The 20,189-nt window shown below is 69.3% G+C and carries 24 protein-coding genes; 15 read left to right on the top strand and 9 right to left on the bottom strand.

Going from position 1 to position 20,189, the window contains the following annotated elements; genetic code table 11:
- Nucleotides 1-249: 249 nt before the first annotated feature.
- From ACNFOC_RS16625 to ACNFOC_RS16600, 6 genes are all read left to right on the top strand, one after another.
- Nucleotides 250-1,104 carry a DUF1206 domain-containing protein gene (locus tag ACNFOC_RS16625; RefSeq protein ID WP_416959882.1) on the top strand — a complete coding sequence of 285 codons (855 nt, stop codon included), beginning with the start codon at nucleotides 250-252 and terminating at the stop codon, nucleotides 1,102-1,104.
- Between the two features lie 250 nt (nucleotides 1,105-1,354).
- Entirely contained in the window at nucleotides 1,355-2,215 is an 861-nt protein-coding gene (locus ACNFOC_RS16620; protein WP_416959885.1) for a SigB/SigF/SigG family RNA polymerase sigma factor, read from the top strand.
- Nucleotides 2,216-2,267: 52 nt separating this feature from the next.
- Nucleotides 2,268-2,714 (top strand): GvpU-like protein, encoded by a 447-nt coding sequence (locus ACNFOC_RS16615; RefSeq protein WP_416959881.1) that lies wholly within the window; start codon nucleotides 2,268-2,270, stop codon nucleotides 2,712-2,714.
- A gap of 61 nt (nucleotides 2,715-2,775) precedes the next feature.
- Complete coding sequence (locus ACNFOC_RS16610) at nucleotides 2,776-3,585, top strand: alpha/beta fold hydrolase (protein ID WP_416959880.1); 810 nt, start codon at nucleotides 2,776-2,778, stop codon at nucleotides 3,583-3,585.
- Entirely contained in the window at nucleotides 3,585-4,880 is a 1,296-nt protein-coding gene (locus ACNFOC_RS16605) for a PP2C family protein-serine/threonine phosphatase (protein WP_416959879.1), read from the top strand. Before ACNFOC_RS16610 ends, ACNFOC_RS16605 begins: the two co-directional genes overlap by 1 nt.
- On the top strand, nucleotides 4,877-5,239 hold the full coding sequence (locus tag ACNFOC_RS16600; protein WP_416959878.1) for an STAS domain-containing protein: 363 nt from the start codon (nucleotides 4,877-4,879) through the stop codon (nucleotides 5,237-5,239). Before ACNFOC_RS16605 ends, ACNFOC_RS16600 begins: the two co-directional genes overlap by 4 nt.
- Nucleotides 5,240-5,243: 4 nt before the next feature.
- On the opposite strand, the gene ACNFOC_RS16595 is transcribed toward ACNFOC_RS16600, so the two are convergent.
- The 5 genes from ACNFOC_RS16595 to ACNFOC_RS16575 all read right to left on the bottom strand — a co-directional run bounded on the left by ACNFOC_RS16595 (nucleotide 5,244) and on the right by ACNFOC_RS16575 (nucleotide 8,902).
- On the bottom strand, nucleotides 5,244-6,176 hold the full coding sequence (locus tag ACNFOC_RS16595) for an anti-sigma factor RsbA family regulatory protein (protein ID WP_416959877.1): 933 nt from the start codon (nucleotides 6,174-6,176) through the stop codon (nucleotides 5,244-5,246).
- Nucleotides 6,177-6,345: 169 nt separating this feature from the next.
- Complete coding sequence (locus ACNFOC_RS16590; protein ID WP_416959876.1) at nucleotides 6,346-6,696, bottom strand: PRC-barrel domain containing protein; 351 nt, start codon at nucleotides 6,694-6,696, stop codon at nucleotides 6,346-6,348.
- 49 nt (nucleotides 6,697-6,745) lie between these two features.
- Nucleotides 6,746-6,916: a hydrophobic protein gene (locus tag ACNFOC_RS16585; protein WP_384160302.1), complete on the bottom strand. Its 171-nt coding sequence runs from the start codon at nucleotides 6,914-6,916 to the stop codon at nucleotides 6,746-6,748.
- 307 nt (nucleotides 6,917-7,223) lie between these two features.
- The gene (locus ACNFOC_RS16580; protein ID WP_416959875.1) at nucleotides 7,224-8,378 is read right to left on the bottom strand and encodes a diaminopropionate ammonia-lyase; all 1,155 of its coding nucleotides are present in this window, start codon (nucleotides 8,376-8,378) and stop codon (nucleotides 7,224-7,226) included.
- Between the two features lie 68 nt (nucleotides 8,379-8,446).
- A complete protein-coding gene (locus ACNFOC_RS16575; protein ID WP_416959874.1) occupies nucleotides 8,447-8,902 on the bottom strand; it encodes an RpiB/LacA/LacB family sugar-phosphate isomerase in 456 nt (151 codons plus the stop codon).
- A gap of 93 nt (nucleotides 8,903-8,995) precedes the next feature.
- On the opposite strand from ACNFOC_RS16575, the gene ACNFOC_RS16570 reads away from it, so the two are divergent.
- Both ACNFOC_RS16570 and ACNFOC_RS16565 read left to right on the top strand, forming a co-directional pair.
- On the top strand, nucleotides 8,996-9,487 hold the full coding sequence (locus tag ACNFOC_RS16570) for an NlpC/P60 family protein (RefSeq protein WP_416959873.1): 492 nt from the start codon (nucleotides 8,996-8,998) through the stop codon (nucleotides 9,485-9,487).
- Between the two features lie 58 nt (nucleotides 9,488-9,545).
- Nucleotides 9,546-10,112 (top strand): dihydrofolate reductase family protein, encoded by a 567-nt coding sequence (locus ACNFOC_RS16565; RefSeq protein WP_416959872.1) that lies wholly within the window; start codon nucleotides 9,546-9,548, stop codon nucleotides 10,110-10,112.
- Nucleotides 10,113-10,190: 78 nt separating this feature from the next.
- Here the strand turns inward: ACNFOC_RS16565 and ACNFOC_RS16560 are convergent, their stop codons facing one another.
- Nucleotides 10,191-11,102, bottom strand: a complete 912-nt coding sequence (locus ACNFOC_RS16560; RefSeq protein WP_416959871.1) for a LysR family transcriptional regulator — start codon at nucleotides 11,100-11,102, stop codon at nucleotides 10,191-10,193.
- A 230-nt stretch (nucleotides 11,103-11,332) separates the two neighbouring features.
- On the opposite strand from ACNFOC_RS16560, the gene ACNFOC_RS16555 reads away from it, so the two are divergent.
- The 4 genes from ACNFOC_RS16555 to ACNFOC_RS16540 all read left to right on the top strand — a co-directional run bounded on the left by ACNFOC_RS16555 (nucleotide 11,333) and on the right by ACNFOC_RS16540 (nucleotide 14,330).
- Nucleotides 11,333-11,965 (top strand): NADPH-dependent F420 reductase, encoded by a 633-nt coding sequence (locus ACNFOC_RS16555; protein WP_416959870.1) that lies wholly within the window; start codon nucleotides 11,333-11,335, stop codon nucleotides 11,963-11,965.
- Nucleotides 11,966-12,017: 52 nt separating this feature from the next.
- Nucleotides 12,018-12,953: an SDR family oxidoreductase gene (locus ACNFOC_RS16550; RefSeq protein ID WP_416959869.1), complete on the top strand. Its 936-nt coding sequence runs from the start codon at nucleotides 12,018-12,020 to the stop codon at nucleotides 12,951-12,953.
- Nucleotides 12,954-13,059: 106 nt separating this feature from the next.
- Nucleotides 13,060-13,719: an NADPH-dependent F420 reductase gene (locus ACNFOC_RS16545; RefSeq protein ID WP_416959884.1), complete on the top strand. Its 660-nt coding sequence runs from the start codon at nucleotides 13,060-13,062 to the stop codon at nucleotides 13,717-13,719.
- Between the two features lie 35 nt (nucleotides 13,720-13,754).
- Nucleotides 13,755-14,330: an NADPH-dependent F420 reductase gene (locus ACNFOC_RS16540; RefSeq protein WP_416959868.1), complete on the top strand. Its 576-nt coding sequence runs from the start codon at nucleotides 13,755-13,757 to the stop codon at nucleotides 14,328-14,330.
- Between the two features lie 47 nt (nucleotides 14,331-14,377).
- Here ACNFOC_RS16540 and ACNFOC_RS16535 read toward each other — a convergent pair whose 3' ends face one another.
- Both ACNFOC_RS16535 and ACNFOC_RS16530 read right to left on the bottom strand, forming a co-directional pair.
- A complete protein-coding gene (locus tag ACNFOC_RS16535; protein ID WP_416959867.1) occupies nucleotides 14,378-15,001 on the bottom strand; it encodes a glycoside hydrolase family 30 protein in 624 nt (207 codons plus the stop codon).
- Nucleotides 15,002-15,064: 63 nt separating this feature from the next.
- The gene (locus ACNFOC_RS16530) at nucleotides 15,065-15,637 is read right to left on the bottom strand and encodes a dihydrofolate reductase family protein (RefSeq protein ID WP_416959866.1); all 573 of its coding nucleotides are present in this window, start codon (nucleotides 15,635-15,637) and stop codon (nucleotides 15,065-15,067) included.
- A gap of 172 nt (nucleotides 15,638-15,809) precedes the next feature.
- On the opposite strand from ACNFOC_RS16530, the gene ACNFOC_RS16525 reads away from it, so the two are divergent.
- From ACNFOC_RS16525 to ACNFOC_RS16515, 3 genes are all read left to right on the top strand, one after another.
- Nucleotides 15,810-16,541, top strand: a complete 732-nt coding sequence (locus ACNFOC_RS16525; protein WP_416959865.1) for an MgtC/SapB family protein — start codon at nucleotides 15,810-15,812, stop codon at nucleotides 16,539-16,541.
- Between the two features lie 261 nt (nucleotides 16,542-16,802).
- Entirely contained in the window at nucleotides 16,803-17,525 is a 723-nt protein-coding gene (locus tag ACNFOC_RS16520; RefSeq protein WP_416959864.1) for a dienelactone hydrolase family protein, read from the top strand.
- A 184-nt stretch (nucleotides 17,526-17,709) separates the two neighbouring features.
- Entirely contained in the window at nucleotides 17,710-19,284 is a 1,575-nt protein-coding gene (locus ACNFOC_RS16515) for an oxidoreductase (RefSeq protein ID WP_416959863.1), read from the top strand.
- 93 nt (nucleotides 19,285-19,377) lie between these two features.
- On the opposite strand, the gene ACNFOC_RS16510 is transcribed toward ACNFOC_RS16515, so the two are convergent.
- Entirely contained in the window at nucleotides 19,378-20,037 is a 660-nt protein-coding gene (locus ACNFOC_RS16510; RefSeq protein ID WP_416959862.1) for an MSMEG_1061 family FMN-dependent PPOX-type flavoprotein, read from the bottom strand.
- Nucleotides 20,038-20,189 lie beyond the last annotated feature (152 nt).

Below are 20,189 nucleotides of genomic sequence, written 5' to 3'. Positions count from 1 at the left end.
TCGTGCAAACAGCGGAATCGGTGTTGGCCCATACCTCGTCGGACTGGTACACGACGTGCGCCTAAAGGGAAAGTAACAGCTGTGAGAGGCCTTTGTTGTCGGATCGGCCGACGCCGCCCCCGCGACGCACGGCGAAGCGAAGCGTCCCCCGCGACGCACATCGAAGTCGCCGTCGGGGGCACGCGACAGTACGGGACGCGTACCGTGCGTCCGCCTCGCGGCTCGTCCAGTGTTTCCAGGAAAGGCATCATGACCTCGTCGCACACGAACAAGTGGGGCCTCGGAAGGGCGGGTTCGACCGCCCGGAGCCGCGCACCGGGAGAGGCCGAAGGGAAACAGGCGCTCGCCGTCACAGGACGCGCGGGATTCGTCGCACGAGGTGTCGTGTACGTCCTCGTCGGCGCTCTCGCCCTGCAGATCGCGTTCGGCGGCGGGGGCCGGGAGGCGGACCGGCAGGGCGCGTTGCAGCAGGTCGCGGCGCAGCCCTTCGGGAAGGTGATGCTGTGGATGCTCGTCGTCGGCTTCGGCTGCATGGCGATCTGGCGGGCCTCCCAGGCACTGTTGGCGAACGGCCCCAAGAACAAGGTCGGTTCACGCTTGCTGGACGGGGGCCGGGCCGTGTTCTACGGCTTCGTCTGCTGGGGTACGGCGTCCTTCGCCGCCGGGGCCGGCGGGTCGTCCGGCAGTGATGCCGAGTCGCAGGACTGGACCGCCTCGGCGTTGAAGCTTTCGGGCGGTCAGGTGCTGGTGGGGTTCGTCGGCTGCGTCCTGATCGGGGTCGGCGTGGTCCTCGCGGTGCGTGCGCTGATGCGGCGTTTCCTACGGCGGCTGGAGACCGGGAAGATGAGCCGCCGGGTACGGCAGGTCGTCACCGGCCTGGGCGTGGGCGGCGGTGCGGCGCGCGGTGCCGTGTTCGCAGGCGTGGGTGTGTTCGCACTGGTGGCCGCCATCCGCTTCGACCCCCACCAGGCCAAGGGCATGGACGCCACCCTGCGCACCTTCGCGCACACTCCGGCGGGGCCGTGGCTGCTGGTCGCCGTCGCGGTGGGGCTGGTCCTGTTCGGCGGTTTCTCGTTCGCCTCGGCACGCTGGCGCCGCCTGTGAACCCCGGCACCGCGTCATCGTCGTAGAACATCTGAAGGCGTACGTCATCGCCGTAGAACCTATGAAGTGGTGTGAAGAAACCGCGAATTGGTGTGAAACCAGGCGCGTTCCCCGTGTCGGCGGAGCCCGGTGGGGCAGGCTTTCGGGTCGGTCGCGGAATTGGTGAGGTCCGGGGAGACATGGTTGTGCCGGAAGGGGGCACGCGACGTTCGTCCTGTTCTCCAGTTAAGGCGGCATCGTGGCTTCCTCCGTGAAGGTCCTCGAAGCAACTGCTCCTGCCCGCACGGGAGCACCGGGTGTCGTGGACGAGCTCCCGTGGATCGAGGACGGGGCCAAGGTCGCACCCAAGGACGCACGTGTCCTGTCCCGGCTGTTCCTCGACCGGCTCCAGGAGTTGGAGGAGGGCACCCAGGAGTACCAGTACGCGCGGAACACGCTGATCGAGATGAACCTGTCGCTGGTGTCCTTCGCCGCGCGCCGGTTCCGCAACCGGGGCAGCGGTGACATGGAGGACGTCATCCAGGTCGGCACGATCGGTCTGATCAAGGCCATCGACCGCTTCGACCTGACCCGCGAGGTCGAGTTCACCTCCTTCGCGATCCCCTACATACTCGGCGAGATCAAGCGGTTCTTCCGCGACACCACCTGGGCCGTGCACGTCCCGCGCCGCCTCCAGGAACTCCGGGTCGACCTCGCGAAGAGCAAGGAGTCCCTCGGCACCGAGCTGGGCCGCATCCCCACGGTGAAGGAACTCGCCGCCCACCTGGAGCTGTCCGAGGACGAGATCATCGAGGGCCTGGTCGCCGCGAACGGCTATGTCGCCGGGTCCATCGACACCCCGAGCGGTGACGACGAGTCCGACAGCGCGCCCAAGTACGCGGACACGATGGGCGACGCCGACCCGGCGCTGGAGCTGTTCGAGGACCTGCACACGCTCGGCCCGCTGCTGCAACAGCTCGAGGAGCGGGAGCGGACCATCATCGAGATGCGCTTCGGCCAGGAGCTGACCCAGGCGGAGATCGGCCGCGTGCTGAACCTCTCGCAGATGCACATCTCCCGCCTCCTCAACCGCACCCTCGCCAAGCTGCGCACCGGTCTCCTGCCCACGTGATCCGCCCGCCCGACAGTTCTCCCCTCGCGCGGCACCGAAAGGATCACCCCGCATGAGCACCACGAGCACGGACCACGATCCGCTGCACCAGCCCGCCGCACCGATCGTCACGGAGCCCGTGCCCGACCTCCAACTCCAGATGCTGGTACGGCTGATCGGCCAGGACGCGCAGGCCGCCCTGCCCATCACCCTCACCGTCGCAGGCGCCTTCCTCTACGGCGACCTGATCTCCCACGAGGCCTGGACCACCGACTGGGCGCGCAGCCTGCACGGGATGGACGGCGCCGGCGCGCAACTGCTGGAGCGGTTCCCGCAGCAGGTGGACGAGGCGGTCGAGGACAGGCAGGGCGGACCCGGCCCACAACGGCTGCCACAGTGGATCCACCTGCGCGACGCCACCGGCGTCGCCGGCGGGGGCGGGTCCGCCGTCATGCCCCTGTGGCGCGGCCGGCTCACGGACGTCTCCGGCTGGTCCCTGGGCAAGCCGAAGCAGTCCTGAAGACGTCTGTACCGGGTCCAGCGGGGTGGGGACAGGGCAGCGGTCTGTGAGGATGTGCCGCATGCGTATGCGGAGCAGGAACCATGTGACGGTGTCGGGCCGGCCCGGCGGGCCGGTCGTGATGCTGGCGCACGGGTTCGGGTGCGACCAGCACATGTGGCGGCTGTTGGTGCCGCTCCTGGAACGCGACTTCACCGTGGTGCTCTTCGACCACGTGGGCGCCGGCCGCTCCGACCTGTCGGCTTGGAGCCACGAGCGCTACTCCACGCTGGACGGCTACACCGACGACGTGCTGGAGATCTGCCGTGAACTGGCGCTCGGCCCGGTGACGTTCGTGGGGCACTCCGTGAGCGCGATGATGGGCGTCCTCGCCGCGGCACGCGAACCGGAGGCGTTCGCCGGGCTGGTGCTGCTCGCCCCGTCGCCCTGTTTCATCGACGATCCCGCCGTCGGCTATCGCGGCGGGTTCAGCGCCGAGGACATCGACGAGCTGCTGGAGTCGCTGGACGCGAACTACCTGGGCTGGTCGGGCGCGATGGCGCCGGTGATCATGGGTAACCCCGAACGCCCGGAACTGGGCGAGGAGTTGACCAACAGCTTCTGCCGCACCGATCCCGATATCGCCCGTGTCTTCGCCCGCGTCACGTTCCTCTCCGACAACCGCGAGGACCTCGCCCGGGTCACCGTGCCCTCGCTGGTCGCCCAGTGTTCCGCCGACGCGATCGCGCCCCCGGAGGTCGGAGCCTTCGTACGGGACCGGATCCCGGGCAGCCGGCTGGTCACCCTGAGCGCGACCGGCCACTGCCCGCAGCTCGCCGCTCCCGAGGAAACGGCCGCCGCGATCACCGACTTCGTCGAGGCCGTGCGCTGATGGGCGAGAGCGGCGACAACGAGAGCGGCGATCACCGGCCACCCAGGAGACGTCCCGAGAAGCCCCCGGGCAGAGACCCCGCCGGCGACCACGCGGCATTCTCCGCACTCCTGGAGGACAGCGCCGAGGACCTGTACGAACACGCGCCGTGCGGCTACCTCTCCACGCTGCTGGACGGCACCATCGCGAAGATCAACACGACGCTGCTCGACTGGCTCGGCTACGACCGCGGCGACCTGGTCGGCCGCAGGACCTTCTCCGACCTGCTGACCGTGGGCGGCCGGCTCTACCACGAGACCCACTTCGGTCCGCTGCTGCGTATGCAGGGCGAGGTCAGCGGGATCGCCCTCGAACTCAAGGCCACCGACGGCAGCCGGCTGCCCGTGCTGGTGACCTCCACCGTCAAGACCGGCGGCGACGGCCAACCACTGCTGATCCGCACCACCGTCTTCGACGCCCGCGACCGCCGCGCCTACGAGACGGAACTGCTGCGCGCCCGCCAGGAGGCGGAACTCGAACGCGAGCAACTCAAGCGCCTCAACGCCACCCTCCAGCAGACCCTGCTGCCCCCAACTCTGGTGAACGTGCCGGGACTTGACGTGGCCGCGCACTACCACGTGGCCTCCACCGACATGGTCGGCGGCGACTTCTACGACCTCTTCCCGCTCTCCGCCGGGACCTGGGGGCTGTTCCTCGGAGACGTGTGCGGCAAGGGCGCCGCGGCCGCCGCCGTCACCTCGCTGGCCCGCTACACACTGCGCGCCGCCGCCGTCTACGACCCCGACCCGGCCGCCGTTCTCGGCAATCTCAACACCGTCCTCAACCACGAGTACAACGGCCACGATCCGCGGTTCTGCACCGTCGTCTTCGGGCTGCTCACCCCCGAGGGCGGCCGCGGCGGCTTCCGCATCACCCTGGCCAGCGGCGGCCACCCGCCGGCGCTGCTCCTGCGCGCGGACGGCAGCGCCGACCATCTGCACACTCCCGGCGGACAGCTCATCGGCGTGCTGCCCGACGCCCATATCGCCACCGCCACCGTGCACTTGGCGGCGGGCGACACCCTGCTGCTGCACACGGACGGGCTCACCGAAGCCCGCCCGGACCGCGCCAGGGACGCCGACCGCTACGGGGACGACGCCCTCCTCGACTTCGCCCGCGCCCTGGCACCCACCACCGCCTCCGCCGCCGTCGCCGCGATCCGCGACCTGCTCGACACCTTCGGTACCGGCGTCGACGACGACACCGCCGTCCTCGCCATCAACGTGCCCCGACCCACCAGCGAAGAGCAGCCGTGACCCAACTCGCCATCCGCACCCGGACGACGCCCGCGGGGCCCGTCGTCGAACTCACCGGAGAACTCGACTACGACAGCTACACCCAGGTGCGTGAACTCCTGCCCGGGCTGGCGCTGTTGGACGGCCAGCAGCTCGTCGTCGACCTGGCCGGCGTCACGTTCTGCGACTCCAGCGGCATCACCGCCCTGCTCGCGGCCCGCAACCACGCCCTCGCCGCCCGGGCGGGCATCGCGCTGGCCGCGGTCCCGGGTCACATCAGCCGGATCTTCCACATGGTCGGCCTCGACCAGGTCTTCACGACCCACCCCACCGCACAGGAGGCCGAAGCGGCCTGGACTCCTCCGTCCACCCACCCCTGAAGCGTCAACGGGCCAGGTAGAAACGGATGGTCGTGCCGTCCGCGGCCGCATGGACGCGGACGAGATCGGCGACGTAGTGCACCAACAGCAGCCCCCGCCCGCCCGGTTGGTCGCGTGACGGCGGGCGTCGGCCGGCCAGCGGGTCCGTCAACCGGCCCCGGTCGTGCACCTCGCAGACGATCCGCTCGTCCTCGGCCCAGATCCGCAGCGTCCCCGAACCCCCGCCGTGCAGCACGCTGTTGGTGGTCAGCTCCGCGACGGCCAGCGTCAGATCCTGGAGCCGTACGCCCGCCAGGCCCAGTCGCTCGGCCTCCTGGACCGCGAAATAACGGGACTTGGGGAGATCCCCCGCGACGAACGTGATGGACGCGGCGCCCGGTGGGTGGGGGAGCGGCTCGTTGTAGCGGGCGATCGCGCGCCGCGGATCGTAGGTGGCGCTGGGCAGTCGGGCGTCCCCGGCGATGACGACCGGATGGGTGGCGCGGGCGTCGGCGAGCACGTGAGGCTCCAGCCGGTCGGCGTCGTACGGGCACAGGATCGTCACCTCGCGATCCTCGAACGCGGAGTTGATCAGCGCCTCGTGCTGCACGCACGCCGGGTACTCGACGGCGGTGCGGCCGGGCCAGATCGGCTCCCCGATGATCCGTACGCGGCCGCCGTAGGCGTGGGCATCGGCGAAGGCCCGCAGTACGCCCGGGATGATCCGCCCCGGGTTGCGGCCGACCTCGGTCATGTCGAGGAACCGCACATCGGCGCCACTCGATCCGAGTCCGGCCCGGATCAATTCGAGACGGGGTCCGGGAACGGCGACCGCGACGGCCTCACCGGCGGCCAGACCCGCCCGCACGAACGGCACCGTACCGGCCGTGTACTGGTCCTCACCCCGGTAGAACAGCGCTGGATGCGCGAACAGCTGACCGTCGGTGGCCGTGCTCATCGCGCCGCCACCTCGATCCTTGTCGGGCCGGGCCAGGACGTCCACGGCGCGCGGTGACAAGGCGGACGGCGGTCACCGCCCCGGCAGTCTACGGGGGTAGCGCGACAGGGTGGTGGGCACCGGCAGAACTGCCGGTGCCCACCACCCTGTTCTCACCGCGAGACGCCGATCAGGTGCGGGGGTTCCCGTAGTAGCCGCCGACCTGCTCGTGGTAGCCGGCGTCACCGGGGTGCTTGTCCTTGTCGAACTCCGGGGAGTTCTTGATCTCTTCCTTCGTACGGCCGACGTGGATCGTGCGCTCCGCCACATCGATGGACGCGATGGTCCCGACGGGCAGCAGCACGTGCTTGCCGAAGATCCACACACCGGTGTCGACGACGATGTACATGGCGCCGACGTCCTCGGAGTGCTTGTCCACCTTGCCGATCGAGCCGTCACTCGCCTCGACCTTGAAACCGGTCAGATCCGTACCGGTCCGGTGGCCCGACTCGGCCTGGTAGTCCCACATCTTGTCCGCCATGTAAACCTCACTTTATGGTGGGTGAATTTCGAGATCGGTGATCTATCTCCTACCAGCGGTACCAACGTCCTCGAGTACCGCCGGAACCCGGCGAACGGGCGACAAATCCCAGCAGCCACAGGACGAGAACAACGATTGCGACCCACCAAAGAATTTTGATGGCGAATCCCGCACCGAAAAGCAGCAGTGCCAGGAGAAGAACAAGGATCAGGGGAAACATGTGTATCGACCTCCAGGCATCCGAGTGCCCTGCCGGAAACAATTCATGCGCCGGGAGGAAACAAAAAAATGCGGCGGGGAGGGAAGGGCTGGTCGCTCCGGGGTCGACCGGTCCCACGGTGTCGAGATGCCCGTCCCGGTGTTCGCTCCAGCCGGTGCACGTCGAATCCGCGCGCCGGGCCAGTCGGCGCACAGGTCGGCGACGGCGATTTACTCATGCGCCCGAGGCCGCGAGCCCGGAGTTGACGGATTCGATCGCGATCGGCCGCTCCAGGAGGCGTACCGGATCGAGTCCGCCGGGACGAGGGTCATCGCGACTCCTCATCTCCGTGGGGGTTCGCGTCCAGGTGGGGGTTCGCGGCCGCGCCTTCGGTGCTGAGCAGGACCACGGTCGAGTCGGGACCGACATCCAGGGCGCTACGGCGTACGGCCGCGCCGTCACCGGTCAGGGCGGCGCGGGCACCCGCCAGTGAGGCCGCACCGCAGGGGCCCGAGGAGACACCGGCGGCGGCGAGGTCGCGCGCGGCGCCCGCGCTGTCGGCATCCGTGACCGACACGGCGGCGTCCAGGCCGTCGCGCAGATACGGCCAGGCCAGGCTGGAGACGGTGCCGCAGTTCAGGCCGGCCATGGTGGTGGCGCCGGTCGGCACGCTGACCGGCTCTCCGCGGCCGAGGCCGGCCAGGACACAGGCGGCGGTGTCGGGCTCGACCGACATCAGGGCGGCCGGAGGCGACTCGCTCCGACGGCTGCGGTAGTGGGCGACGGCGGCCTGCGCGAGCGAACCGACGCCCGCCGGGACGACCACCAGCCCCGGCGCCTCGACACCCACGGCCCTCAACTGCCCGTCGGTCTCGGCGAACAGAGTCGAGTAGCCCTCCACGATCCAGCCGGGAATCCGCTCGTACCCGGGCCAGGCGGTGTCCTGCACGAGCACGGAGCCCTGCCCGACCGACGCCGCGTCGGCGGCCCGGCGCACGGCTTCGTCGTAGGCGCCGGGAACCAGGACGACGTCCGCGCCCTCGTCCTCGATCGCGGTCACGGCCGCCGGGTGGACGCCCCGCGGAACGAAGACCTGGGCACACTGCCCGAACAGCCGCGCCATCCGCGCCACGGCCCGACCGTGGTTGCCGTCGGTGGCGGTGACGAGCCGCACCGGCCCGCCTCCGCGGTCCGCCCGCTGTGCCAGCACCCGGTGAATCGCCCAGGACGCGCCGAGCGCCTTGAACGCGGGCAGGCCCAGACGCGAGGACTCGTCCTTGACGAAGACCCGCCCGACACCCAACTCCGATGCCAGGGCGGGTAGTTCGGTCAGGGCGGTGGGCGAGTAACCGGGCAGGCCCGCATGGAAGTCCCGTACGTCGGCCGGAGGCGGCGCACAGGTCCAGGTTCTGGCCGCGGATCGGACGTACCACGGCAGGTGGCGCGGGGCGGGGTTGCCGGAGCGGAACGAAGTCTTGGACACGCGACCAGAATGTGTCCAACCACATGATTGGTCCAGCGAACGTTTTCAGTGAATATCCGTCAGAACCGTTACGGCGCGGGCTTGTCGAGGTCGAGTTGGCCGATGCGGGCCACGTTCTCCCGATCGTCGGCGTCCTCGCTGGCCTCCGCGGCGAACCAGGCGTCGAGGATCTCCTTGAGCAGGGGCTCGGACGTCAGACGCAGGCTGAGGGCCAGTACGTTGGCGTCGTTCCAGCGGCGGGCGCCGTCCGCCGTGTACGCGTCCGTGCACAGGGCCGCCCGTACGCCCGGCACCTTGTTCGCGGCGATCGACGCGCCCGTACCGGTCCAGCAGCACACGACCGCCTGGTCCGACGTCCCGGCGACGACCTCACGGGCCGCCGCCTCCGAGCAGACCGCCCACTGCGGGTCGTCCCCGGGACGCAACGCCCCGTGCGTCACCACCTCGTGACCCCGGCCGCGCAACTCCGCGACGAGGGAACGCGCGACGGGTTCGTCCATGTCGGAGGAAACAGAGATCCGCATGTCCCGGAGGCTACTCAGCGGATGAGCCCGGTGCCAACGGTTCTGGAATCCGGCTCCGGCACTCCGGCTCTGGCATTCCTCCATGATGGGTTCATGGATCAGGTGCTCCAGCAACTACCGGCCACGTTCTGGACCGTCCCGTACGTGGGCGCCCGGTTTCCGGGATCCCGCGCGGTGACCGAACGTCCCGGACTCGCGCTGGGCGCGAACTGCCAGCTGTTCGCCTTCGAGGTTCTTCGGCACTTCGACCTGGCTCCGCCTGCTCTGCGTTCGAGCGAGCTGTGGACCGATACGCGGGCCACGGTCCGCGTATCGGTCGCCCAGCCGCTCGACCTGCTGCTGTTCAACGCGGCTGACGATGCCTACGGCGCCCACGTAGGGGTCCGGGTGGACGAGGGACGAGTGCTGCACCTGTGTGCGGAGGCAGGACGCCCGGCCGTCTGGGAGATGGCGGACTTCGCGACACGGGAGCGCTACCGGGTCTTGATCGGCATCAAGCGTGTGATCTTGCCGGTGTCGGCCGAGTGCACCACGCTGAGCCCAGAGCACGAGGACTGCCGGCGAGCCCGGATCGCGCACCGATGAGTTTCCCGCGCCGCGCTTGTCTACCTCGCCGGACACCCACAGACGGAAGGCCGGCGCCATGCGGAAACTGATCTACGGCATGAACCTGACCCTGGACGGCTACATCGCCGCGGCCGGCGACGACATCGGCTGGGGCGGAGCGCCGAGCGACGAGCTGTTCCAGTGGTGGCTCGACCACGAGAAGGCGAGCGGCCTGTCGCTGTACGGGCGCAAGCTGTGGGAGGCGATGAGCTCCTACTGGCCGACCGGCGACCAGCAGCCGGGCGCCGGCCCGGCGCAGGTCGAGTTCGCGCGGAACTGGCGGGACACGCCGAAGGTGGTGTTCTCCTCGACGATCGACAAGGTCGACTGGAACACCCGCCTGGTCACCGGCGACGCGATCGCCGAGATCACCCGGCTCAAGGCCGAGGACGGGGGCCCGATGACCATCGGCGGCGCGACGCTCGCCGGGGCGGCCATGCGCGCCGGGCTGATCGACGAGTACACGATCGCCACCCATCCGGTCCTGGTGGGCGGCGGAACGCCGTTCTTCACCGCGCTGGACAGCTGGGTGAACCTGAACCTGGTGGAGACGCGGACGCTTTCCGACGGCGTCGTCCTGACCAGGTACGAGACGAGGCGCTGAGCGGCAGCACCCACGCGCTCGTCTCACGGTGATGTCGTACACCGGTCGAACCGCTCAACCGTGTACCGGTCGGACCGCTCAACCGTGCTTCGAAGCGGCTTCGATTCCGAGCTGCCACATTTCGTAGTTCCCGCACTCTGCCGTGATCTCGGCCGTCGCCCGGGCCGCGGTGACGAAGTCATCGACCATCGGCGAGGTGCGCGATGCCGCCACCGCGAGGCACACCTGGTCGGGTGCCAGATCCGGGATGGGCACATAGACGACATCCGGATGTGAGTAGAACACGGTCGCCGAACGGGCCAAGAACGAGATGCCCCGGCCGGCCGCGACATGCTCGAGCGTCTCGTCCACCCCGCGCACCAGGTACCCGGCGTTGGGGTGCGGGCGCTTGGTGGGCTGCGTGCTCGGGTCGGCGTGCCAGACCAGCGGTTCGCCGGCCAGGTCGGCCTCGGTGACCTCCTCCTTGCCGGCCAGCCGGTGGCCGGCGGGCAGCACCGCCACCCGCGGCTCGGCGTACAGCGGCGTGACGCGCAGGCCGGGTTCGTCGATGGGCAGCCGTACATAGGCGACGTCGATACGGCCGTCGAGCAGCATCGGGGCCTGGTCGTCCGATTCGATCCGCTGCACGTCCACGACCACGTCCGGGTGCCGGGCCTCGAACGCCTCCGCCGCCGGGGTGACCGGGATGCCGGCCCGGAAACCGACCATCAACCGCCTGTTGCCGCGGGCGGCCTCGGACACCCGGCGGCGGACCGCGTGCACGGAGGCGAGCAGCGGACCGGCGTCGGCCAGCAGCTGTCGGCCCGCGTCGGTCATCGCCACGCCGTGGCGATCCCTGATGAACAGCGAGGCGCCGAGATCCTGCTCGAGCGCGCGGATCTGCCGGCTGAGCACCGGCTGCGCGATATGCAGCTCTTCAGCGGCGCGGCCGAAGTGCAGCCTGTCGGCGACGGCGAGGAAGTAACGCAGTTTGCGCAGATCCAGATCCATGGAACCTCCCGGTCCGGTGATGCCTCCAGGGTATCACCGCGGATAAAAGAAGTATTGGACACCCACTCAGGGCAATGACAGCCTAAATAGGTACCCAGTGATGTTGGAGCGAATTCGGAATAAGAATTCGACATCGGAACTCGATAGCAGGGTCCAGGCCCGGAATGGGCACATCAGGAATTGGGTGCCGTGCATTGCGTCCTGTCCAGCTCCAGAAAGCAGGCATACCCATGAGCAGCGTCAGCATTGTCGGAGTGGGGAACATGGCCGCCGCCCTGGCCGACCGGGCGCTCGCCGGCGGCAACGCCGTCGAGATCATCGGCCGCGACCCGGTCAAGGCCAAGGAACTGGCCGCCGCGCTCGGCGGCGCCACTGCGGGGACGGCCGGCGCCGCCCCGGCCGGGGACATCGTCATCCTCGCCGTGCCGTACGCCGGTGCGGCGACGGTGGTCAGTGAGTACGGGGACGCACTGCGCGGCAAGATCGTCATCGACGTCACCAACCCCGTCACCCCCGATGCGAAGGGCCTTGTCACCCCCGAGGGCAGTTCCGGCGCACAGGAGATCGCCAAGGCCGCCCCCGCCGACGCGCATGTCGTCAAGGCGTTCAACACCCTGTTCTCCCATGTGCTGGCCGCCGGCCCAGCCGAGGGTCGCTCATTGGACGTGTTCATCGCCGGCGACGACGCGCAGGCAAAGGCACGCGTGTCGGCGTTCGTCGAGAGCATGGGGCTGCGCCCGATGGACGCCGGGGAGCTGCCCATGGCGCGGGCCCTGGAGAACGTCGGCCTGCTGGAGCTGGGCCTCATGGCGCACTCCGTCAAGCACACCAATTTCTCCCTCGGCGTCAGCATTCTCAGCTGACCGCACCCGCACCACCACGTCTCGCGCCACACCATTCACAAGGAGCAGCAGCATGCGCGTTTTCGTCACCGGCGGGACCGGCCATTCCGGTTCGTACATCGTCCCCGAGCTCATCGCCGCCGGACACGAGGTCACCGGCCTGGCCCGGTCGGACAGTGCCGCGGCGGCGCTGTCCGCGCTCGGCGCGAAGGTGCGTCGCGGTGACCTCCAGGATCTCGACGGGCTCAAGGAGGCGGCCGCGGACTCCGACGGCGTCATCCACGTCGCGCACAGGCAGGACCTGCTTCCGTCCGGCGGGCTCGACGCCGTGGCCGCCGCGGAACTCCCGATCATGCTCGCGTACGGCGAGGCACTCGCGGGAACCGGAAAGCCGCTGGTCGCGGCGGGGAGCATAGGCTCGGGCGGGGACCTGGGCCGACCGGTCACCGAGGAGGACCCGGCCCTTCCCAGCGGCGACGAGTACAAGGGCACCCTGCGGATTCGCAACGTAGTGGAAACCACCGTGGTCGGCCTCGCCGAGCAGGGGGTGCGGTCTTCGATCGTGCGGATCGCCAACATCGCGCACAGCACGACCGATCGTGCCGGCTTCCTCCCCGTGTTGATCGCGCTCGCGAAGGAGAAGGGTTTCGTCGGCTACCCCGGCGACGGCGCGAACCTGTGGAACGCCGTGCACATCCGCGATGTCGCCTCCTTGTTCCGCTTGGCGCTGGAGAAGGGGCCGGCCGGCACGTACTGGCACGCGGTCGGGGACGGGGGCATCCCGTTCCGCGAGATCGCCGAGGCCATCGGCAGCCGTCTGGGCCTGCCCGCCGTGAGCATTCCCGTGGACGTACTGATGGTGCCGGGATACTTCGGATTCCTCGCGAACATAGTCACGCAGAGCTACCCGGCGTCCAACCTCATCACCCGCCGGACCCTCGGCTGGGAACCCGCTCAGCCCGGCCTGCTCGCCGATTTGGACAACGGCCATTACTTCTCCGCCAGTTGACGGCACGGATCCACATCGCAACGAGTGCGGCAAGTGGCAATTTCAACGAGTCCGGCGAATGACAAGAGTCCGGCTCTTCTGAAGGGACGCTGAGAATATGACGACTGTGGGATTCATCGGAAGCGGATCCATCGGCAGGACCATCGCGCGGCTCGCCACCGAGGCCGGGCACCAGGTTGTGCTCAGCAACTCGCGCGGTCCGGAAACGCTGGCGGACACGGTCGCGGAACTGGGTCCGCGGGCGTCCGCGGCGACGGGCGCGGAGGCCGCGGCGGCCGGTGACATCGTCGTGGTCACGGTGCCGGTCGCGGCGTTCCCCGACCTGCCCGCCGCGCCATTGGCCGGGAAGACGGTCATCGACACGTGCAACTACGGCTCCGAGCGTGACGGGCACATCCCCGAGCTGGACAGCGAGTCGCTCACTTCGAGCGAACTGCTGCTGCGGTACATCCCGGACGCCGTCATCGTGAAAGCGTTCAACAACATCTTCTACAAGCACCTGTTGTCACTCACCCGTCCGGCGGGGGCGGCCGACCGCTCGTACCTGCCGATCGCCGGGGACTCCGCGCCGGCGAAGGCGGCGGTGACCGAGTTCATCGAATCCATCGGGTACGGCGTGGTGGACGCGGGACCGCTGGCCGATGGCTGGCGGCAGGCGACGGGCACGCCGGTGTGGGGGACCCCGTACGGGCCGTTCCTGGACGAGAAGGGCCAGTCGGCCGACGAGGACACCATCCGCGCGGCACTGGCCACCGCAACGCGGTAACCGCAAGCCGGCGCGGGCCGCGGTACGGTCCGGCCGTGTTACGGCCCCGCCCGATAGGCATCGGGCGGGGCCGTAACGCAGAACTCCTCTCCAAGGCCGCCGACCTGGCCGAGGCCCTCGGCGGCGGTGCCACGACGGGAGAATGGGGCACTGCCCCGGCCGGGGACATCGTCATCGTGGCCCTGTTGTACGACGGTGTCGTTGCGGCCGTCGCGCACTACGGAGACGCTCTGGCGGGCAAGGTCGTCGTCGACATCAGCAATCCTTTCAACGCCACGTTCGACGGGCTGGCCCACGACGGGGAGACCTCGATCGCGCAGGAGGTCGCCAAGGTGGCCCCGGCGAGCGCCAGTGTGGTGAAGGCGTTCAACACCGTCTTCCGTCAGGTCCTGGAGAAGGGGCGGCCCGACGTGTTCATCGCCGGTGACGATGTGCGGGCCAAGGCACGGGTGGGGGCGTTCGTCGAGAGCCTCGGGCTGCGTCCGCTGGACGTCGGCGGCCTGAAAATGGCGCACTGGCTGGAAGGAGCGGGCGTGGTCACGGTGGGCCTCGCCAACCACGGGGTGGGGAACCTGGACTTCGCCCTCGGCATCACTGAACTTCCCGTCTGAGCAAACGGTCATACGTGCGTCCACATAGCCGCGCACGATCGAGCGGATCAGTGCGGGGGCTCCGGCGTCCATGTCCAGTGAGCGGCGTCGTTGAACGCGGAGTTGCCCGCCATGTCGTCCGCGACGCTCCAGCCCGAGTCGTCGCCGACGATCTGCACGCCGCCGTATCCGGCGCTGTTCAGCGCGGACCGCAACTGGATGTACCAGTTGGCGTCGTGACCCCGCTCGTTCCAGCCGCCGAGGTGACTGATCGTCAGACCGTGCCGCTCGGCACAATCCAGCCAGGAGATCGGGTAGTTGATGGTGTCGGTGGACCAGAACCCGCCGCTGATCCAGCCGGGGGCGGCCCAGGCCAGACCGTACAACTTGATGTTCGGGTTGCGGGCCTTGGCCTGCTCGGCGAGCCAGAACTCGTAGCCGGCGTCGCAGTTGATCTGTCTCTCGGTGTGCTCGATGGACGGCTCAGAGCCGTCCGTGGAGTTGGCGTCTCCGCCGGGCTCCAGTTTCAGCGGCTGGAGGTTCGCGCCGTAGCCCGGTTTGAACAGGTAGTCCAGGATCTGCGCCTGCTGGGCGGCCGGATAGTCGCGCAGCAGACGGGAGTTGCCCCCGCCCCCGCCCCCGCTGATCGCGCCGATCCCGTCGAACGTCCGGCCGCTCTGACCACCGTCCACGGTGATCGAGGTGACCGTCGCTGACCTGACTTGCCTCGACGTCGGCACCTGCTCGGAGCGTCGTCAGCGGACGACGTCGAGGACGTTCAGCTGGAGGCCGTTGGCGTACACGGCGTGCTCGACCAGCTTCAACTTCTGGGTGTCCTTGTCGGTGGCGGGGAACAGGCGCTTGCCGGCGCCGAGCAGCAGTGGGAAGACGAGCAGGTGGTAGCGGTCGATCAGGCCCGCGTCCGCGAGGCCGTGGTTGAGGGCGGCGCTGCCGTGGACGATGATCGGGCCGCCCTCGGTCTCCTTGAGGGCGGCGACCTCGTTAAGGTCGCGCAGGATCGTTGTCTCGCCCCAGTTCGACACGAGCTTGTCGTCGGTGAGGGTGCTGGAGACGACGTACTTCGGCAGGGTCTTGTAGTGCGCGAACTCGTCCATGTCCGGCCACACCGGGCTGAATGCCTCGTAGCTGGCCCGGCCCATCAGCATCGCGGTGGACTCCACCTGCTCCCGCCCCTTGATGTCGAACGACTCGGGCAGGAACTCGACCCCCTTGAAGGTCCATCCGGAGTTGCGGTAACCGGGTTCGCCGCCCGGGGCCTCCATGACGCCGTCGAGGGAGATGAAGGCGGTGCTGATCAAGGTGCGCATCGTGGGTCCTCGGGTGGTCGGTGCGGGGGTGTGTGCGTGCTGGTCGCTCCAGGATCCAACCGACAAAAATAATTGTCAAGGAGGGGGAAGTTGTCGGATGGGCATGATCCCGGCCGGCCGGGTAGGGGCGTAGAGGCACTGTCGGGGCAAGGAGCCGGAAGGGAGGTGCGGGGTGGCCGGACTGGCGGTCCCGTTGTGGGACGTGAGCAATGGGCAGGGGCTGCGCCAACTCGCCGAACTGGGGCTGGCGTTGCTGCTGTCGACCCTGATCGGCTGGGAGCGGGCGTCACAGCAGAAGAGCGCCGGGCTGCGCACGCACACGCTGGTCGGGATCGCCAGCGCGCTGATGATGGAGGTCTCCCAGCACGGCTTCACCAACGTCCTCGGCCTGGACAACGTCTCCTTCGACCCGTCCCGCGTGGCGGCCCAGATCGTCTCCGGGATCGGGTTCATCGGTGGCGGCCTGATCTTCGTACGACGGGACGCGGTACGGGGGCTGACGACCGCCGCGACCATCTGGCTCACCTGCGCGGTGGGTATGGCGTGCGGTGGCGGCCTGCCGATCCTCGCGCTGGCCACGACCGCCGTGCACTTTCTCGTCGTACGCGGATACCCGCGGCTCTTCGCGCACATGATGCCCGGCGCCGATCCGGGGTCGTTTGAGGTACGGCTGACCTATCGGACCGGTACGGCGCTGCTGCCGCAGTTGATGGAGACGTGTACGCGGAGGGGGTTTCGTATTCAGGAGGTCAAGGTCGATCGGTTGCCGGAGCGGGCGGATCCGGCCGCGCGGGTGCTGTTGCGGCTGGAAGGGGCGGCCGACGCCGGTCAGTTGACGTCCGAGCTGTTCCAGAACGACGGTGTGACGGAGGTCGAGCTGACGGCGGCCGGCGATGAGGAGTGACACCCGGTCCCATGTGGTGGGGCCGATATCCGGTGATGAGGCGGCATCCGGTGGGGTGAGGCGGTGTCCGGCCACGGAGCCTTCGCGAAAACCCGTTGGTGGACCATGGCGGCCACTGCTACTTTCGCGGAGGCCGTGCGAGAGAACGAGGAGGTGGTACCCGTGAACGCAATGTCGACATGGGTGCTCTCCTCCGGGGTCACGGTCGGGCGATAGGTCGTCCGGGAGCGCCGTAGAGCAGCTCTCCCGAAAGGCACGACCATGCATTTCACTTCCGAGCGACGCCTCGAAGACGGCGTCCTCGAACGCGAATTCACCCTCGGCGAGATCCCCGGCACCCTGTGGACGCCCGAATCCGTCGCACCGGCCCCGCTGGTCCTGATGGCCCACAACAACGGCCTGCCCAAGGCGGAACCCCGGCTGGTGGCCCGGGCCCGGCTGTCCGCGGCGTCCGGCTACGCGGTGGCCACCATCGACGCCGCCGGGTGCGGTGAACGGCCTCGTTCCGCCGCCGACGAGCAGGGCCGCGCGGACCTTCGCCGGGCGATGCGGGCGGGTGAGCCCGTCGATGACATCTTCGAGTCCTTCGTCGGCCCGTTGGTCGAGAAGGCGGTCCCGGAATGGCGGACAACCCTGGACGCCCTCCTCGCGCTGCCCGGGATCGGCGGCCCGGTCGGGTACGCGGGGTGGACCGCCCTCGGCATCCGGCTGGCGGTGGCCGAGCCGCGCATCGCGGCCGCCGGTTTCTTCGCCGGGGGTTATGTGCCGCGCGCCCAGCGCGAGGAGGCCCGGCAGGTCGGCATTCCGCTGCTGTTCCTCCTGCAGTGGGACGACGAGGGGAACCCTCGGCAGCGGGCCCTGGACCTGTTCGACGCCTTCGGTTCCAAGGAGAAGACGCTGCACGCCAATCTGGGCGGGCACACCGGGACGCCGTGGTTCGAGAGGGAGGACGGGGACCGGTTCTTCGGACGGCATCTGAAGTGAGGGCGGACCGTCGGGTAGGCGGCTGCCGATAGGCGATACCGGCCGGTCGGGGCGGCACTGATCCCGTGCCTTGCGGATCGCTGGGCAGGAGAGCTACTCGATCACCAACCCCGGCGACTGGGCCGGGGTTGGTGGCCGGCGGTCCCGGTAGTAGGGGCGCATCGAAGATCACTACTCTGAACTGGTGCTCTCCTACGACGAGTTGACCTCACCGGAGCGTGAACTGTGGGACGCGTTCCCGGAGGGGCGCCCTGTGGACCTGCGCGCGGGTGTGCCCGAGGACGACCGGGTCGCCGAGGGTGGGCAGTGGGGTCCCGGGCGGACGGTTCGGGCCACCGTGATCGTGGCGCTCCTGCTGGGTGCGAACACCGTGGAATCGGGCGCCGTAGCGTGTCTGAGGCTCGCCGGTGCGCGGATATCCGGACACCTCGACCTGGCCGGAGCGCAGATCGCTCACGCCCTGTGGCTCGAGGGCTGCTGGTTCGAGGAGTCGGTGAATCTTCTCGGAGCGTCGTTGCGGACGCTCGTGATCACGCGCGGCCGGGTGCCCGGCATCGAAGCCGATTCGGCCCGCGTCGAGGGAAATCTCGACCTGCGGGGATCCGTCGTGGAAAGCCTCGCCTCCTCGCCCTTCAACCACGTGAGCACCGCCCTGTCACTGAGCGACGCCCGGGTGACTGGGGGCATGCTCCTGAACGGGGCCCACATCAGCGCGCCGGGAGGATGGGCCGTGGCCGCCGGTGGACTGGTCATGGAAGGGGGCGTCTTCTGCCGGGGCGGTTTCGTCGCGCGAGGTCAAGTCCGGTTGATGGGGGCGCAGTTGCCGGGCGGACTGTTCATGCGGGGCGCACAGCTGGAAGACCCGGGACCCGGCGGAGTGGCGCTCGCGATGGACAACGCCGTGGTCTCAAGGCTCGACTTCTCCGACGGATTCACCGCGAACGGGACCGTGCACCTGCGGCGTACCCAGATCTCGGACAGCCTGAGCTTCGAAGGGGCCGTCCTGAACGGGCCGCCGGGCGGTGCCGGGCCGGCCCTGACTTGTAGGCTCATGCAGGCCGTCGACGTCGACCTCACCCTGGCCCGGCCGCCGTCCGGCACGGTGGATCTGCGTGGCGCGCAGGTGACCCACCTCTACGACAGTGAGCAGAGCTGGCCGGACGTGGTGGAGCTGGAAGGCTTCGTCTACGGCTCCCTCGACCCCATCGACTCCATCGAGGTGGACGAGCCGGGCGAACGGAGGCAGGCGTCGGGCCGGCGGAACTCCGTGGACTCCCGCGTGGCATGGATACGACGCAGCCCCGGCTACAACCCCCAGCCCTACGAACAGTTGGCGAGCTGGTACCGGAAGGCCGGTCACGACGACGAAGCCCGCCGCGTACTCCTGGCCAGACAACGCCATCGGCGTCGGACTCTGCCCCGGGTCGCGCGCGTGTGGGGGCACCTGCTCGACGTGACCGTCGGTTACGGGTACCGCCCCTGGCTGGCCGGCGTCTGGCTCCTCGCGCTGACCCTGCTGGGCACGCTGTCCTTCAGGACGCACGCCCCCACTCCGGTCCAACGAGGCGAAGGCGCCCCGTTCCAGCCCCTCGTCTACACGCTGGACCTCTTGATCCCCATCGGCGGCCTGGGCCAGCGCACGGCCTGGTACTGGTCGAACGGCAGCCTTCAGTGGCTGGCCTACCTGCTGATCGCCTTCGGCTGGGTGCTGACGACCGCCGTCGTGGCGGGTGTCACCCGCGCCCTGCAAAAGAACTAGAAGAACTAGAAGAACTAGCGGCCTGTCGGGAGTCCTGATCGGCACGGTCTGCTGGTGGCTGTGCCGGTGGCTTTGGAAGCGCGGGTCGGCGCGTTACTCGTACCGGTACTTCAGCGAGTCCGCCTCCGCCTGCTCGATGTCGGCGATCGTCAGCTCCGGCATCCGCAACTGGGCCAGCGTCACTTCGGCGGAGGTCGGCTGGGCGTCCGCCGGCAGCCACTGTTCCGGCTTCCAGGCCGCGCTGCGCAGGAGCGCCTTGGGGCAGTGCGGGTAGACCTCCTCGATCCCTACCACCAGCGCACTGGCCGGCGGCTTGCCCACGGCGGTCAGCTGCGACAGCAGCTCCGGGCGGGTGGAGATACAGGCCCGGCCGTTCACCCTGAGCGTCGTGGTGCGCCCCGGAATGACGAACAGCAGCCCGGCCCGTCCGGTCGCGACGACGTTCTCAAGGGTGTCCAGACGCTTGTTGCCGGTCGCGTCCGGTATCGCCACCGTGCGCGCGTCCAGGACGGCCACGAACCCGGCGGGGCCGCCGCGCGGGGAGACGTCACAGTTGCCCTCGGCGTCCGTGCTGGCGACCAGTACCAGCGATGCGCAGCCGATCAACTGTCTTGTCTGCTCGGTGAGTTCGGTCATCTGTTTGCGCCTGGCCGTGCCGCGCGGGAGTCCGTAGACCTCGCGCAGCGCGTCCTCGTCGCGCACGGCGTCGAGGTGGAGCGAGTCGAAGACACTGTCGGTAGGAGGTGACGTCATGCCTCCGACCCTAACCAGCCAACCTGCGATTGACCTTGGTCGGGTGAGTGCGGGGACACGTCATATAGACGGCCACGCGAGCTGTTTGATGCGTGGAGCTCGAACAGGTCCGCGCGGCCATGTCCCCACCCTGCTGTCTGCGGGCTGTCGCG

It is taken from the genome of Streptomyces colwelliae, from assembly GCF_048158785.1.
Taxonomy (GTDB): Bacteria; Actinomycetota; Actinomycetes; order Streptomycetales; family Streptomycetaceae; genus Streptomyces.
The sequence above is the reverse complement of the archived record's forward strand: the minus strand, read 5'-3'. Positions and strand labels throughout refer to the sequence as shown.

What these genes read in the sequence shown, in the direction of transcription:
- ACNFOC_RS16625 (WP_416959882.1), top strand. Translation starts at nt 250, where the DNA reads ATGACCTCGTCGCACACGAACAAGTGGGGCCTCGGAAGGGCGGGTTCG.
- ACNFOC_RS16615 (WP_416959881.1), top strand. Translation starts at nt 2,268, where the DNA reads ATGAGCACCACGAGCACGGACCACGATCCGCTGCACCAGCCCGCCGCA.
- ACNFOC_RS16610 (WP_416959880.1), top strand. Translation starts at nt 2,776, where the DNA reads ATGCGTATGCGGAGCAGGAACCATGTGACGGTGTCGGGCCGGCCCGGC.
- ACNFOC_RS16605 (WP_416959879.1), top strand. Translation starts at nt 3,585, where the DNA reads ATGGGCGAGAGCGGCGACAACGAGAGCGGCGATCACCGGCCACCCAGG.
- ACNFOC_RS16595 (WP_416959877.1), bottom strand. Translation starts at nt 6,176, where the DNA reads ATGAGCACGGCCACCGACGGTCAGCTGTTCGCGCATCCAGCGCTGTTC.
- ACNFOC_RS16590 (WP_416959876.1), bottom strand. Translation starts at nt 6,696, where the DNA reads ATGGCGGACAAGATGTGGGACTACCAGGCCGAGTCGGGCCACCGGACC.
- ACNFOC_RS16585 (WP_384160302.1), bottom strand. Translation starts at nt 6,916, where the DNA reads ATGTTTCCCCTGATCCTTGTTCTTCTCCTGGCACTGCTGCTTTTCGGT.
- ACNFOC_RS16575 (WP_416959874.1), bottom strand. Translation starts at nt 8,902, where the DNA reads ATGCGGATCTCTGTTTCCTCCGACATGGACGAACCCGTCGCGCGTTCC.
- ACNFOC_RS16570 (WP_416959873.1), top strand. Translation starts at nt 8,996, where the DNA reads ATGGATCAGGTGCTCCAGCAACTACCGGCCACGTTCTGGACCGTCCCG.
- ACNFOC_RS16565 (WP_416959872.1), top strand. Translation starts at nt 9,546, where the DNA reads ATGCGGAAACTGATCTACGGCATGAACCTGACCCTGGACGGCTACATC.
- ACNFOC_RS16560 (WP_416959871.1), bottom strand. Translation starts at nt 11,102, where the DNA reads ATGGATCTGGATCTGCGCAAACTGCGTTACTTCCTCGCCGTCGCCGAC.
- ACNFOC_RS16555 (WP_416959870.1), top strand. Translation starts at nt 11,333, where the DNA reads ATGAGCAGCGTCAGCATTGTCGGAGTGGGGAACATGGCCGCCGCCCTG.
- ACNFOC_RS16550 (WP_416959869.1), top strand. Translation starts at nt 12,018, where the DNA reads ATGCGCGTTTTCGTCACCGGCGGGACCGGCCATTCCGGTTCGTACATC.
- ACNFOC_RS16530 (WP_416959866.1), bottom strand. Translation starts at nt 15,637, where the DNA reads ATGCGCACCTTGATCAGCACCGCCTTCATCTCCCTCGACGGCGTCATG.
- ACNFOC_RS16520 (WP_416959864.1), top strand. Translation starts at nt 16,803, where the DNA reads ATGCATTTCACTTCCGAGCGACGCCTCGAAGACGGCGTCCTCGAACGC.
- ACNFOC_RS16510 (WP_416959862.1), bottom strand. Translation starts at nt 20,037, where the DNA reads ATGACGTCACCTCCTACCGACAGTGTCTTCGACTCGCTCCACCTCGAC.